The 13,499-nt window shown below is 73.5% G+C and carries 11 protein-coding genes; 4 read left to right on the top strand and 7 right to left on the bottom strand.

All coding sequences use genetic code 11. From position 1 onward, the window contains the following. Positions 1–78: 78 nt before the first annotated feature. The 3 genes from ACLJT4_RS34175 to fahA all read right to left on the bottom strand — a co-directional run bounded on the left by ACLJT4_RS34175 (position 79) and on the right by fahA (position 2,518). Positions 79–567 (bottom strand): hypothetical protein, encoded by a 489-nt coding sequence (locus ACLJT4_RS34175; RefSeq protein ID WP_411128401.1) that lies wholly within the window; start codon positions 565–567, stop codon positions 79–81. Positions 568–644: 77 nt separating this feature from the next. Beyond that, positions 645–1,292, bottom strand: coding sequence for a GOLPH3/VPS74 family protein (locus tag ACLJT4_RS34170; protein ID WP_038520147.1), 648 nt, complete (start codon positions 1,290–1,292; stop codon positions 645–647). Next, entirely contained in the window at positions 1,289–2,518 is a 1,230-nt protein-coding gene (gene fahA, locus ACLJT4_RS34165; protein ID WP_411128398.1) for a fumarylacetoacetase, read from the bottom strand. Before fahA ends, ACLJT4_RS34170 begins: the two co-directional genes overlap by 4 nt. Positions 2,519–3,220: 702 nt before the next feature. Here fahA and ACLJT4_RS34160 point away from each other — a divergent pair. The 4 genes from ACLJT4_RS34160 to ACLJT4_RS34145 all read left to right on the top strand — a co-directional run bounded on the left by ACLJT4_RS34160 (position 3,221) and on the right by ACLJT4_RS34145 (position 7,840). Then, positions 3,221–4,234, top strand: coding sequence for a polyprenyl synthetase family protein (locus tag ACLJT4_RS34160; RefSeq protein ID WP_016573330.1), 1,014 nt, complete (start codon positions 3,221–3,223; stop codon positions 4,232–4,234). 305 nt (positions 4,235–4,539) lie between these two features. Further along, on the top strand, positions 4,540–5,808 hold the full coding sequence (locus ACLJT4_RS34155; protein WP_411128396.1) for a LolA family protein: 1,269 nt from the start codon (positions 4,540–4,542) through the stop codon (positions 5,806–5,808). A 129-nt stretch (positions 5,809–5,937) separates the two neighbouring features. After that, positions 5,938–6,960 (top strand): ATP-binding cassette domain-containing protein, encoded by a 1,023-nt coding sequence (locus ACLJT4_RS34150; RefSeq protein ID WP_411128394.1) that lies wholly within the window; start codon positions 5,938–5,940, stop codon positions 6,958–6,960. Beyond that, positions 6,947–7,840: an ABC transporter permease gene (locus tag ACLJT4_RS34145; RefSeq protein ID WP_411128392.1), complete on the top strand. Its 894-nt coding sequence runs from the start codon at positions 6,947–6,949 to the stop codon at positions 7,838–7,840. Before ACLJT4_RS34150 ends, ACLJT4_RS34145 begins: the two co-directional genes overlap by 14 nt. On the opposite strand, the gene rarD is transcribed toward ACLJT4_RS34145, so the two are convergent. From rarD to ACLJT4_RS34125, 4 genes are all read right to left on the bottom strand, one after another. Further along, complete coding sequence (rarD, locus tag ACLJT4_RS34140; protein ID WP_411128390.1) at positions 7,830–8,870, bottom strand: EamA family transporter RarD; 1,041 nt, start codon at positions 8,868–8,870, stop codon at positions 7,830–7,832. The genes ACLJT4_RS34145 and rarD overlap by 11 nt on opposite strands. Positions 8,871–9,113: 243 nt before the next feature. Beyond that, positions 9,114–10,208 (bottom strand): 2-oxoacid:ferredoxin oxidoreductase subunit beta, encoded by a 1,095-nt coding sequence (locus tag ACLJT4_RS34135; RefSeq protein ID WP_411128388.1) that lies wholly within the window; start codon positions 10,206–10,208, stop codon positions 9,114–9,116. Then, complete coding sequence (locus tag ACLJT4_RS34130) at positions 10,201–12,153, bottom strand: 2-oxoacid:acceptor oxidoreductase subunit alpha (RefSeq protein ID WP_411128386.1); 1,953 nt, start codon at positions 12,151–12,153, stop codon at positions 10,201–10,203. Before ACLJT4_RS34130 ends, ACLJT4_RS34135 begins: the two co-directional genes overlap by 8 nt. Before the next feature lie 307 nt (positions 12,154–12,460). Further along, positions 12,461–13,120, bottom strand: coding sequence for a response regulator (locus ACLJT4_RS34125; RefSeq protein WP_411128551.1), 660 nt, complete (start codon positions 13,118–13,120; stop codon positions 12,461–12,463). Positions 13,121–13,499: the final 379 nt, after the last annotated feature.

The raw sequence follows: 13,499 nt of genomic DNA, 5'->3' as shown, positions 1-13,499 counted from the left end.
CGTCGGCCCGACGCGCGGCCGCCGCCCGGTGCCCCCAAGGGGGTGCCGGGCGGCGGCCGTTGCGGTGCGGGGCCGCGGTCAGCTCTTGGGCAGGTCCGGCAGCTTGGGCAGGTCCGGGACCTTGACGCTGCCGTCCTCGGTCTTGGTGTACGTGTCGGTCGGCCCGTTCTTCCAGTTGACGGTCAGGGTCTTGCCGTCGGCACCGGTCTTGAGGGTGCCCATGGTGCGGGTGGTGTCGCCGTCGGTGCACTTGAGGACGGCCATGGTCATCCCGGCCATCTTCTCGACCTTGCCCATGCAGGCGGACTGGTGCCCGTTGCTGAACGCGACGGTGCCCTTGGCGACCACCAGGACCAGCGGGCTGGCGGCGGTGCCGCCCTTCCAGGCGCCCTCGATGGCGCTGGGGTCCGCCGCCTTCTCGTCGCCGCCGCCCGCACTCGACGGTGCGGTCGGTGGCGTCTTGCTCGGGGTGCCGGCGTCCTTGCCGCTGTCGCCGCTGCTTCCGCAACCGCTGAGCAGCAGCGCGGCGATGGCGGCCGCCCCGGCGAACTGCGCTGCCTTGCGCACGTACGTCTCCTCCGTTGTGGGACAGGGAGACGTGAGGCTAGCAGCGGCCCGGGGCGGCCGGTGGGCGAGCGACGCGGTCAGGTCGCCGCCGCGGACTTCGTCTCCCGCACGGCGCGTTCGACCGCGTGCGCCGTCCACTCGGTGCGGGCCAGCCGCCGCACCGTGCGCCGCGCGGCGCGGTGGCCGTTGCCGGGCAGCAGTTTGCGGTCCAGGTCGCAGGCGGCGGCCAGGGCGGCGAGCGTCCGGGCGCGGGGGTCCGGCAGGCCGGCGTCCAGCGCCGCGGCGAACCGTGCCCGGGCGGGCCCGGCCAGGTCCACCGACCCGGCCGGGAACCGCTCGTAGGGGAAGAGGCCCAGCGCCCGCCGGGCCTGCCTGCGCAGCGCGCCGCGGTCCGTCAACTGCCGCACGCACAACTCGTGGACCGTGCCGCCGGACCGGCGCACCCAGGGCCGGGCCCGGACGCCCCGGTGGTCTTTCTCCGGGCCGGGCAGTGCGGCGAGCGCCCCGTCCAGCACCGGGTCGCCGAGCGGCAGCGGCCGAGCCACCACGACCCGGCCGTCCCGCTCGACGATCCGCCCGGCCGCCTCCAGGTCCGCGAGGGCCGCCCCGGCCAGCCCGAACCGCAGGAACTGGCCGGTGACCAGGGGCCGACCGCGCGCCGGGTCGAGGCCGAGCAGCAGCAGCTCCTCGGGGAGGGTGAGGTCGGGGGCCGGGCGGGCGGTCATGCGGGGGCGCCCGCGGGGTGCTCCAGGGCGGGCAGCACCCGGCCGGTGACCTCGCCGAGGCCGATCCGGACGCCGTCCGGGCCGGGCGCCCAGGCGGTGAGGGTGACCTCGTCGCCGTCCTGGAGGTAGGGGCCCTTGCCCCGGGTGAGTTCCAGCAGGCAGCCGAGCTGGTCGGGTTCGGGGCCGGAGACGGTGCCGGAGGCGTAGAGGTCGCCGGTGCGCAGCGAGGCGCCGTTGACGGTCAGGTGGGCGAGCTGCTGGGCGGCCGTCCAGTACATCGCGGCGAACGGCGGGCGGGAGAGCACCTCGCCGTTGAGCCGCACCTCGATGCGCAGGTCCAGGCCGCCCGGCTCGGCGGCGGTGTCGTCCAGGTACGGCAGCGGCGGCACGTCCCGGGCGGGCGGTGCCGTACGGGCCGCGTCGAAGGCGTCGAGCGGGGTGATCCAGGCGGAGACGGAGGTGGCGAAGGACTTGCCGAGGAACGGGCCGAGCGGCACGTACTCCCACGCCTGGATGTCGCGTGCGGACCAGTCGTTGACCAGGCAGACGCCGAAGACGTGCTCGCGGAAGGCGTCCAGGCCGACCGGCGCGTGCAGGGTGGAGGGCGTGCCGACGACGAAGCCGACCTCGGCCTCGATGTCCAGGCGGGTGGACGGGCCGAAGACCGGTGCCGCGTCGGCCGGCGCCTTGCGCTGGCCGTGCGGCCGCACCACCGGGGTGCCGGAGACCACGACGGTGCCGGCCCGACCGTGGTAACCGATCGGCAGGTGCTTCCAGTTGGGCGGCAGCGCGGCGTCGTCGGGGCGGAAGATCCGGCCGACGTTGGTGGCGTGGTGCTCGCTGGAGTAGAAGTCGACGTAGTCGGCGACGTCGAAGGGCAGGTGGAGGGTGACGTCGTCCAACGGGCGCAGCAGCGGGGCCACCGTGGTGCGGTGCGCCGGGTCGGTGAGGGCGGTGCGGACGGCCGCGTGGACCTCCTGCCACACCGGGCGGCCGGCGGCCAACAGCGGGTTGAGGGTGCCGGCGGTGAGCAGGGCGGCGTGCGCGGCGGGGACGACGTCGGGCAGGGCGTCGGGCAGGGCGCCCAGGTCCAGGACGTGCCGGCCGTAGCGGACGCCGAGCCGGCGCAGGCCGGGTGCGTCGGTGGTGCTGAAGACGCCGTAGGGGAGGGTGTGCGGGCCGAAGGGGTCGCCTTCGGTCAGGTCGAACGGGCTCTGCTCGGGCATGGACAGTGCTCCTCGCGCTCGTCGTCGCCGGTGGGCGGCCGGCCTGTGGGGTGCCCCCTGCTCGCACCGCGTGGGGAGCCTGGGGAAGGGTGCCCCGTGGACCGGTGGGTCCGTCGATCAGGGTACGACCGGCGGCGATCACCGGGGTGGTCCTCGGCCGGGAAGGAGCGGTAGCGGGCCGGGAAGCTGCGGGCGGGGCGGTGGGTCGGGACGCGACGGACCGCCGGAGTCGGGAAAAACCTTGCCACAGTGCCTAATTCGGGCATGGTGCGCCCTGTGGGGCATTGAGGGTGGGTGGGTGCGGGGGAGGTGTCCGCGGTGGCGGGTGGGGCGTCCGGGGCGATGGCCGGAATCGGTCGCCGCGTCGCCCGCCGGCGAATTCGCCGGCTCCTGGAGAGAGTGAACAATGCGGTGTGCTCGGCGGGGCGCGATCGCTCCCGGTAGTGCCGGTTTCGTCCGGTCGCCACTGTGACGCAAGGGACTTCTGAGTCGTTTGAAACCCCTGCTGCCCCATCTCTCCCACGGAAACGCCGAACCGGGCGACGATCGGAAACCTACCCCCGGGACGGCTTCTGTGCTGGGCGAGTGGTTCGGGGGGCGGGCGCTCGCGGTGATCCAACCGTGACCGGATACGCTGGCCAATGGTGGAGACAGCGACAGATCGACATTCAGTTTGATCGTCAGCAGACAGGAGTACCCCTCGTGACCGTCGTCGGGCCCATTGGGCTGAGCGTGCGGGACCAGGCTCTCGAAGCCGATGTCCAGGCCGGATTGGCGGCTGTCGAGGAGGGCCTGCTGGAGGCCACCAAGAGCGACGTGCCGTTCATCACCGAGGCCGCGCAGCACCTGGTGCGCGCCGGCGGCAAGCGGTTCCGGCCGCTGCTGGCGATGCTGGCCGCCCAGTTCGGCGACCCGTACAGCCCCGGCGTGGTCCCCGCGGCCGTCGTCGTCGAGCTCACCCACCTGGCGACGCTCTACCACGACGACGTGATGGACGAGGCCGAGGTGCGCCGCGGCGTGGCCAGCGCCAACGCCCGCTGGGGCAACTCCGTCGCGGTGCTGACCGGCGACTTCCTCTTCTCCCGCGCGTCGCACATCCTCGCCGACCTCGGCCCCGACGCGGTCCGGATCCAGGCCGAGGCGTTCGAGCGCCTGGTGACCGGCCAGATCCTGGAGACCGCGGGACCGCGCGACGGCCGCGACCCGATCGAGCACTACCTGGACGTCATCGCCGGCAAGACCGGCTCGCTGATCGCGGTCGCCGGCCGGTTCGGCGCGATGATGTCCGGCGCCGACGAGACGACCGTCAACATCCTCACCCAGTACGGCGAGCGGCTGGGCACCGCCTTCCAGTTGGCCGACGACGTCCTGGACATCGCCAGCGACTCGCACGAGTCCGGCAAGACGCCCGGCACCGACCTGCGCGAAGGCATCCCGACGCTGCCCGTGCTGCGGCTGCGGGCGCTCGCCGAGAGCAGCGCGGGCACCGCCGAGGACCGCGCGCTGTGCGAGCTGCTGGCCGGCGACCTCACCGACGACGCCCGGCACGCCGAGGCGCTGGCCGGACTGCGCGCCCACCCGGCCCTGGAGCAGGCCCGCCGGGACACCGTGCGCTACGCCGAGCAGGCCCGCGCGATGCTGGTGCCGCTGCCGGAATGCATGGCGAAGGCCGCCCTGGAAGGGCTCTGCGACACCGTCGTGCACCGGGCGGGCTGACCTCCGCCGCGGGTGCCCGCGCCGCGTCGCGCGCCCCGGGCCCACCGGCCCGTCCCCGGCGTTCCCCGGGCCGTCCCCTACGGCATTCCGCCACGGGCGGTGCGACCCGCGGCGTACGGGCGCGGCCGGACGGCGGCCGGGCGTCATCCCACAGCAGTACGCGGAGTTGGCCCTGCGGGTTGACGCCAGCATCGGCAGCTTTTGGTGAGATGGAGACACCACGAAGCGGCGGGGCGGGTCATCATGGCCCGGCGGGTGGACGAGTGGACGACCCTGCACCGCCGCACACCACGGAGGTAGGCCAGATGCCACGGAACGAACCGACCGAGGTCACCGGGGAATGGGACGGGGGACGCTCCACGAAGCGTCGCAAGGCGGTGCGGTACGCCGTACCGGTCGCGGTGGCGGGGGTGGCGGCCGCGACGATCGGGCTGGTCCCGGCGTTCGCCGGCTCCGGTTCGCCGGACCTGCCGAAGATCTCCGCCCAGGACCTGATAGCGAAGATCGCCAAGTCCGACGTCCAGCAGCTGTCCGGCACGGTCCAGGTCACCACGGACCTCGGCCTGCCCAGCCTGCCGGGCGGCGCGGGCGTCGGCGGCTTCGGCGGCGGCCAGGGCGGCGAGAAGGGCGCGGGCGGCGCGGCGTCGCCGCAGAGCAAGCTGACCGAGCTCGCGTCCGGTACGCACACCCTGCGGGTCGCCGTCGACGGCCCCGAGAAGCAGCGCGTGTCGATCGTCGGCGGCTCCGCCGACTACACCCTCATCCACAACGGCACGGACGTCTGGGCGTACGACAGCGGCAGCAACAGCGCCATGCACCACACCGCTCCCCGGGACGCCCACCGCGGCCCGCAGCGCGGTGCGCCCGAGGGCCTCCCCAAGGGACTGCAGGGCGCCACCCCGCAGGAGCTCGCCCAGCAGGCGCTGAAGGCGGCCGGGGACACCACCTCGGTGACGGTCGGCGACACCGCCAAGGTCGCCGGGCGGGATGCCTACCAGCTCGTCATCAAGCCCAAGCAGGCCGCCTCCACGGTCGGCTCGATCCGGGTCGCGGTGGACGCCGCCAACGGCGTCCCGCTGAAGTTCACCCTCACCCCGAAGAGCGGTGGCCCGGCCGCGATCGACGTCGGCTACACCCGCGTCGACTTCGCCCGCCCGGCGGCGGACAGCTTCTCCTTCACGCCGCCCAAGGGCGCCAAGGTCGTGAGCGGCGACCAGGCCGCCCGCCAGCACGGCAAGGACCTCAAGGACCTCAAGGACCTCAAGGGCGCCAAGGGCTCCACGGAGCACAAGGGCCCGAAGGACTTCGGCGGGTTCGACGTCCTCGGCAAGGGCTGGACGTCCATCGCCACCCTCAAGGGCGCCGGCGGCCCGGCCGGCAAGGACCAGCTCACCAAGGGCGACGCCGGGAAGTTCCTGGACAGCCTGGGCACCAAGGTGACCGGCGGCTTCGGCTCCGGGCACGTCTTCAGCACCCGACTGGTCAACGCCCTGGTGACCGACGACGGCACGGTCTACGTCGGCGCCGTCGACAAGCAGGCCCTGATCGCCGCGGCCGACGCCGCGAAGAAGTAACGGTCCACGGCCGGCGACCGGGCCGCGCCGCACCTCCGGTTCGGAGGGCGCGGCGCGGCCCGTAGGCGGTCCACCGCGCGCCCGGCCGACGGCCCGAGGGCCGCCGCACACGAGGAGTTGGGGGAGAACGTGCCACCACCAGCCGCCGCGGACGACGGGCGCGCGGCACCGCACGACGCGCACCGGGTGATCGAGACCCGGGGACTGACCAAGACCTACCGCGGCGCGCGCCCCGCCGTCGACGGGCTGGACCTCGCCGTGCCGCGCGGCAGCGTCTTCGGCTTCCTCGGGCCCAACGGCTCCGGCAAGACCACCACCATCCGAATGCTGATGGGGCTGATCGAGCCGACCGCCGGCACCGCCCGGGTGCTCGGCCGGCCGATGCCCGGCGCGGTCCGCGAGGTGCTCCCCAGGGTGGGGGCCCTCATCGAGGGGCCGGCGCTCTACGGCTTCCTCAGCGGGCGGGACAACCTGCGGCGGTTCGACGCCGCCGATCCGGCCGCCGACCCCCGCACCCGCACCGCGCGGGTGGGCCGGGCGCTGGAGCGGGTCGGCCTGGCCGCCGCGGCCGGCAAGAAGGCGCGCACCTACTCCCTCGGCATGAAGCAGCGGCTGGGGCTGGCCGCGGCCCTGCTCCAGCCCCGCGAGCTGCTGGTGCTGGACGAGCCGACCAACGGCCTGGACCCGCAGGGCATGCGGGAGATCCGCGCCCTGGTGCGGGAGTTGGCGGCGGACGGCACCACCGTCTTCCTCTCCTCCCACCTCCTCGACGAGATCGAGCAGGTCTGCACGCACGCCGCGGTGATGGCCCGGGGCCGGCTGGTCACCCAGGGCCCGGTCGCCGGGCTCACCGCCGCCGTCCTGGGCCCCGGCGGCGGCCAGGTCCGGCTGACGGTGACCACCCCCGATCCGGCCGACGCGGTCCGGGTCCTGAAGGAGCACGGCCTGAGGGGCCTGCGGGCCGACGGCGACCGGGTCGGCGGCGAGCTGCCCGCGGCGGTCCCGGACGGCGCGCCCCCGCCGGACCCGGCGGAGCTGAACGCCGCACTGGTCCGCGCCGGGGTCCGGGTCCGGGCCTTCGGCACCGAACGGCCGTCCCTGGAGGACGTCTTCGTCCGGCTCACCGGGGAGGGATTCGATGTCGCGGGTTGAGGGCCAGGCGCCACCGGCCGGGACGGCACCGCCGGCGGCGGCGCGCCGCCGGCCGTCGTGGTCGGCGGACCTGCTGCGCAGCGAGCTCGGCACCACCTTCCGGCGCTGGCGCACCCTGGTGCTGCTGGCGGTTCTGGCGGCCGTGCCGGTGCTGGTCGGCGTCGCGGTCCGGATCCAGGCCGGGCGGTCCGGGGGCGGCGACGGGCGGGGGCCGGCGTTCCTCACGGCGGTCGCCGGCAACGGCCTCTTCCTGGTGTTCACCGCTCTCGCGGTGACGTTGCCGGTGTTCCTGCCGATGGCGGTCGGGGTGATCGCCGGGGACGCCGTCGCCGGCGAGGCGCACACCGGGACGCTGCGCTACCTCCTCGTCGCGCCCGCCGGCCGCGGCCGGCTGCTGCTCGCCAAGTTCGGCACGGTCGTGGCGTTCTGCCTGGCCGGCACGCTCGTCGTGGCGCTGTCCGCGCTGGCCACCGGCGCGCTGCTGTTCCCGCTGGGGGACGTGACGCTGCTGTCGGGGACGTCCATCTCCCTCGGTGAGGGGCTGCTGCGAGCCCTGGCCATCGCCGGGGTGGTGGCGCTCTCCCTCCTCGGGGTGGCGGCCCTCGGGCTGTTCGTCTCCACGCTCACCGACAGCGGCGTCGCCGCCATGGCCACGACCGTCGGCCTGGTGCTCACCGCCCAGATCCTGGACGGCATACCGCAGCTCCAGGCCATCCAGCCGTACCTCTTCCCGCACTACTGGCTGTCCTTCGCCGACCTGCTCCGCGACCCGGTCTACTGGGACGGGATCCAGCGGGATCTGGGCCTCCAGGCGCTCTACGCGGCGGTGTTCGGCTCGGCCGCCTGGGCGCGGTTCACCACCCGCGACGTCACGGCGTGACGGTGCCGGGCGCGGCCTCCGGGCCGGCCGTCCGGGCGTCCGGGGCCGGGCCGGGGCGTTCCGCCGGCGTCGGCCGCGAGGCCCGGTCCGCCTCGGCGGCGACGGCCTCGCCCGCCCGCGCCCCGGCGGTCGCCAGCGCGGTGCGCCCCCGCCGGGCGGTTCGCAGCGCGTCCCAGGTCAGCAGCACCAGCGCGGCCCACACCAGCGCGAAGCCGGCCCAGCGCTCCGGCGGCATCCGCTCGCCGAAGACCGTCAGCCCCAGCAGGAACTGGAAGGTCGGGGCCAGGTATTGGAGCATGCCGACCGTGGTCAGCGGCAGCCGCACCGCACAGGCGCCGAAGCAGATCAGCGGCACCGCGGTGGCGATGCCGCACGCGGCGAGCAGCAGGGCCTGCCCGGTTCCGCCGGTGACGAAGACGGATTCCCCGCGGATCCCGAGGAAGACCAGGTAGCCCAGCGCCGGCAGCGCCTGGAGCGCGGTCTCGGCGCTGAAGCCCTCGATGCCGTCGAGCTTGATGCTCTTCTTCACCAGCCCGTACGTCGCGAACGACAGGGCCAGCCCGAGTGCGATCCACGGCATCCGGCCGTAGGCGACGGTCATCACCACGACGGCCAGTGCGCCGACGCCCACCGCGGTCCACTGCAGCGGCCGCAGCCGTTCGCGCAGCACCAGTACCCCGAAGGCGATGCTGACCAGCGGGTTGATGAAGTAACCGAGCGAGGCTTCGAGCACGTGCCCGGCGTTGACCGCCCAGATGTAGAGGAACCAGTTCAGCGAGATCACACACGCGCAGACCAGGATCAGCCCGATGCGCTTGGGCTGGCGCAGCAGCGGGCGTATCCAGGACCAGCGGCGCAGCACCGCCAGGATGATCACCGCGACCGGCAGCGACCAGAGCATGCGGTGGGCCAGGATCTCGGCCGGCGCGGCGGCGTCCAACAGGTGCCAGTACAGCGGCAGCAGGCCCCACATCGTGTATGCGGCGAGGCCGTACGCGAGGCCGGCGCGTTGGTCGGTTCGAGGCGGCAAGGGGCCCTCCAGGTCGCGCGGAGTCGATCCTGTGCAAGGTAGCGCCGTCCGCCCTTCCTGTCATGTCCGTTCCGTTAGACGGTCATGACAGGGGTGTGAAGGGTCGGGAGCGCGGGCCCCGCGGACGGGGCGGGCACGTCCTCGGCCGGGTCCGGAAAAGCCGAGCGGGTGCCCGCGGGGAGCGGCGGTGCGCTCCCCGCGGACACCCGCGGGAGGTTCGGCCGGAAGCCGGCCCGGGACCTGCTAGCCGACGACCGTCCAGGTGTCGTTGCCGGCGAGGAGGGACGCCAGGTCCCCCTTGCCCTTCTGCTCGACGGCGCTGTCCAGCTGCTCGGACATCAGCGTGTCGTAGACCGGCCGGTCGACGTCGCGCAGCACACCGATGGGGGTGTGGTGCAGGGTGTCGGCATCGGCGAGCCGGGACAGGGCGAACGCCGTGGTGGGGGAGGGGTTGTGCGCGTCGTGCACCAGGACCGCGCCGGCGCCCTGCTCCCGGACGTCGATGACCTTGAGGTCGCCGGTGGCCGGGTCGCGGACCACGCCCTTGGAGCCGAAGCCGTCGGGGGCCAGGGCGCCGAACCGGATCGGCTGCCCGTGCTCCAGCCGGATCACCGCTTCCTGGGCCTGCTCCTTGTCCTTGAGGGCTTCGAAGGCGCCGTCGTTGAAGATGTTGCAGTTCTGGTAGATCTCCACCAGCGCCGTGCCTGGGTGGGCGGCGGCCGCGCGCAGCACCGAGGTGAGGTGCTTGCGGTCGGAGTCGACGGTGCGGGCCACGAAGGACGCCTCGGCGCCGAGCGCCAGCGAGACCGGGTTGAACGGTGCGTCCAGCGAGCCCATCGGCGTCGACTTGGTGATCTTGCCGACCTCGGAGGTGGGGCTGTACTGGCCCTTGGTCAGCCCGTAGATCCGGTTGTTGAACAGCAGGATCTTGAGGTTGACGTTGCGCCGCAGGGCGTGGATGAGGTGGTTGCCGCCGATGGACAGCGCGTCGCCGTCACCGGTGACCACCCAGACCGACAGGTCGCGGCGCGAGGAGGCCAGGCCGGTGGCGATGGCCGGGGCGCGGCCGTGGATGGAGTGCATCCCGTAGGTGTTCATGTAGTACGGGAAGCGGGAGGAGCAGCCGATGCCGGAGACGAAGACGACGTTCTCCTTGGCCAGGCCGAGCTCCGGCATGAAGCCCTGGACGGCGGCGAGGACCGCGTAGTCACCGCAACCGGGGCACCAGCGCACTTCCTGGTCCGACTTGAAGTCCTTCATGGACTGCTTCGCCGTGGCCTTGGGCACCAGGGAGAGCGCCTCGATTTGGGAGGGCTTCTCCGAGACCGTGTCAGTCATTGATGGCCTCCTTAAGGACCTCCGCGAGCTGCTCCGCCTTGAACGGCATCCCGCTGACCTGGGTGTGCGAGCGCGCGTCGACGAGGTACCTGGCGCGCAGCAGGGTGGCGAGCTGACCGAGGTTCATCTCCGGCACGACGACCTCGTCGTAACGCGCCAGGACCTCGCCCAGATTCCCCGGGAAGGGGTTGAGGTGGCGCAGGTGCGCCTGGGCGATGCGCTGCCCGGCGCCCCGGACCCGTCGGACCGCCGCGGTGATCGGCCCGTAGGTCGACCCCCAGCCCAGGACGAGGGTGCGCGCGCCGGCGCCGGACTCGTCCGCCGGGTCGTCGACCTCCAGGTCGGGGACGTCGATGCCGTCCACCTTGGCCTGGCGGGTGCGGACCATGAAGTCGTGGTTGGCCGGGTCGTAGGAGATGTTGCCCGTGCCGTCCTGCTTCTCGATGCCGCCGATGCGGTGCTCCAGGCCGGGCGTGCCGGGGACGGCCCACGGGCGGGCCAGGCTCTCCGGGTCGCGCTTGTACGGCCAGAACACCTCGGTGCCGTCCGCCAGCTGGTGGTTGGGGCCGGTGGCGAACTGCACGCGCAGGTCGGGGAGTTGGTCGACCTCGGGGATCCGCCAGGGCTCCGAGCCGTTGGCCAGGTAGCCGTCGGAGAGCAGGAAGACCGGGGTGCGGTAGGTGAGCGCGATCCGGGCCGCGTCCAGCGCCGCGTCGAAGCAGTCGGCCGGTGTCTTCGGCGCCACGATCGGCACCGGTGCCTCGCCGTTGCGGCCGTACATCGCCTGGAGCAGGTCGGCCTGCTCGGTCTTGGTGGGCAGACCGGTCGAGGGGCCGCCGCGCTGGATGTCGACGATCAGCAGCGGGAGTTCGAGGCTGACCGCGAGGCCGATGGTCTCCGACTTCAGGGCCACGCCCGGCCCGGAGGTGGTGGTGACCGCCAGCGACCCGCCGAACGCCGCGCCCAGCGCCGCGCCGATGCCGGCGATCTCGTCCTCCGCCTGGAACGTCCGCACGCCGAAGTTCTTGTGCCGGGACAGCTCGTGCAGGATGTCGGAGGCCGGGGTGATCGGGTACGACCCCAGGTACAGCGGCAGGTCGGCCTGGCGCGCGGCGGCGATCAGGCCGTAGGACAGCGCGAGGTTGCCGGAGATGTTGCGGTAGGTGCCGGTGGGGAAGGCGGTGGTGGCCGGCGCGACCTCGTAGGAGGTGGCGAAGTCCTCGGTGGTCTCGCCGAAGTTCCAGCCGGCGCGGAAGGCGGTGACGTTCGCCTCGGCGATGTCCGGCTTCTTGGCGAACTTCGCCCGCAGGAACTTCTCGGTGCCCTCGGTCGGCCGGTGGTACATCCACGACAGCAGGCCCAGCGCGAACATGTTCTTGCTGCGCTCGGCCTCCTTCCGGGAGAGCCCGAACTCCTTGAGCGCCTCGATGGTCAGCGTCGTCAGCGGCACCGGGTGGACGTGGTACGCCGACAGCGAGCCGTCCTCCAGCGGGTTGGTCTCGTAGCCGACCTTCGCCATCGGGCGCTTGGTGAACTCGTCGGTGTTGACGATGATCTCCGCGCCGCGCGGCACGTCGCCGATGTTGGCCTTCAGCGCGGCCGGGTTCATCGCCACCAGGACGTTCGGCGCGTCGCCGGGGGTGAGGATGTCGTGGTCGGCGAAGTGCAGCTGGAAGCTGGAGACGCCCGGGAGGGTTCCGGCGGGGGCCCGGATCTCGGCGGGGAAGTTGGGCAGCGTCGACAGGTCGTTGCCGAACGACGCCGTCTCGGACGTGAAACGGTCACCGGTGAGCTGCATACCGTCACCGGAGTCGCCGGCGAACCGGATGATCACCCGGTCCAGGCGCCGGACTTCCTTGCCCGGGCCGCCGTCGCCGGACGTGCGCTGTTCCCCGACTAGCGCTCCGTCGGCCTGCTCGGCTGTGCTACTGACCTGGCTGGTCACTGCTTCGGACCTCCCTCAAGGGGTGCGGCATCCCCGCCGGACGCAGGGCGTAGGACGTGTCGTACCGACCGGTTGTCCCATAACCATCGTACTTGGGTAAGGGTGCCCTTCCCTGGGGCGGCCACATTGTGGACGCCGAGATGAGACACCGTTCTGTCCTGGTTCGTCATCGAATCACTGTCCCCGTCCCCCCTGTCTCCATGCCGCACCGGTCTCGTCCATTGGTGCTAGGGCCATGGTTCTACGACCAGGGCTCCGAGTATCGGTAGATCCGCGCATCGGTGACATCTGGCAGGGTGCCAGGTCGTCAGGAGCCGAGGTAGGTGAGGACCGCGAGCACCCGACGGTGATCCCCGTCACTCGGCGTCAGCCCCAGCTTCAGGAAGATGTTGCTGACGTGCTTCTCGACCGCGCCGTCGCTGACGACCAGCTGCCGGGCGACCGCGGAGTTGGTCCGGCCCTCGGCCATCAGGCCCAGCACCTCGCGCTCCCGCGGCGTCAGGTGCGCCAGTGCGTCCTGCTTGCGGCTGCGGCCGAGCAGCTGGGCGACCACCTCCGGGTCCAGTGCGGTGCCGCCGCGGGCCACCCGGACCACCGCGTCGACGAACTCCCGCACCTCGGCGACCCGGTCCTTGAGCAGGTAGCCGATGCCCCGGGTCGATCCGGCCAGCAGCTCGGTGGCGTACTGCTCCTCGACGTACTGCGACAGCACCAGCACCCCGATCCCGGGGTGGTCCCGGCGCAGCCGGAGGGCGGCGCGTACGCCCTCGTCGGTGTGGGTCGGCGGCATCCGCACGTCCGCCACCACCACGTCCGGCGGGGTGCCCGCGCCGGCCAGGTCGGCGACCGTCTTCAGCAGCGCCTCGCCGTCCCCCACGCCGGCCACGACCTCGTGCCCGCGGTCGGTCAGCAACCGGGTCAGACCCTCCCGCAGCAGCACCGAGTCCTCGGCGATGACCACCCGCACGCTGTCCTCCACGTCCACCACGACGACATTCCCCCCACGTTTCACACGGTCCAGCCTGCCGGGCCCCAGCATTCCAGCATCCGGAACGGGGCGGGCGGGTGAGGGGACCACGGGAGCAACGAAGTGCGGGTGAGTACGGGCGGGGGCGGGTGGGCGCGAGGGGGCGGGCGGGGCGGCAGCGGGCCGCGGGGGGGGGGGGGGGCCCCCCCCCCCCCCCCCCCCCCGGGGGGGGGGGCCCCGCCCCCCGCCCCCCACCCCGGGCGTCCCTCCCCTCCCCCTCCCCCTCAGGAGCTGCCGCGTGTACCCCTCCCGACGACGCGTCACCACCCTGCTCTTCGGCTCGGCGCTGGCCCTCGGCGGGCTCGCCGCCACCGGCTGC

The organism is Streptomyces sp. x-19 (assembly GCF_046549115.1).
GTDB classification, from domain to species: domain Bacteria; phylum Actinomycetota; class Actinomycetes; order Streptomycetales; family Streptomycetaceae; genus Streptomyces; species Streptomyces albulus_C.
This window is presented reverse-complemented; position numbering and strand designations above follow the sequence as displayed.

What these genes read in the sequence shown, in the direction of transcription:
- ACLJT4_RS34170 (WP_038520147.1), bottom strand. Translation starts at nt 1,292, where the DNA reads ATGACCGCCCGCCCGGCCCCCGACCTCACCCTCCCCGAGGAGCTGCTG.
- fahA (WP_411128398.1), bottom strand. Translation starts at nt 2,518, where the DNA reads ATGCCCGAGCAGAGCCCGTTCGACCTGACCGAAGGCGACCCCTTCGGC.
- ACLJT4_RS34155 (WP_411128396.1), top strand. Translation starts at nt 4,540, where the DNA reads ATGCCACGGAACGAACCGACCGAGGTCACCGGGGAATGGGACGGGGGA.
- ACLJT4_RS34145 (WP_411128392.1), top strand. Translation starts at nt 6,947, where the DNA reads ATGTCGCGGGTTGAGGGCCAGGCGCCACCGGCCGGGACGGCACCGCCG.
- ACLJT4_RS34135 (WP_411128388.1), bottom strand. Translation starts at nt 10,208, where the DNA reads ATGACTGACACGGTCTCGGAGAAGCCCTCCCAAATCGAGGCGCTCTCC.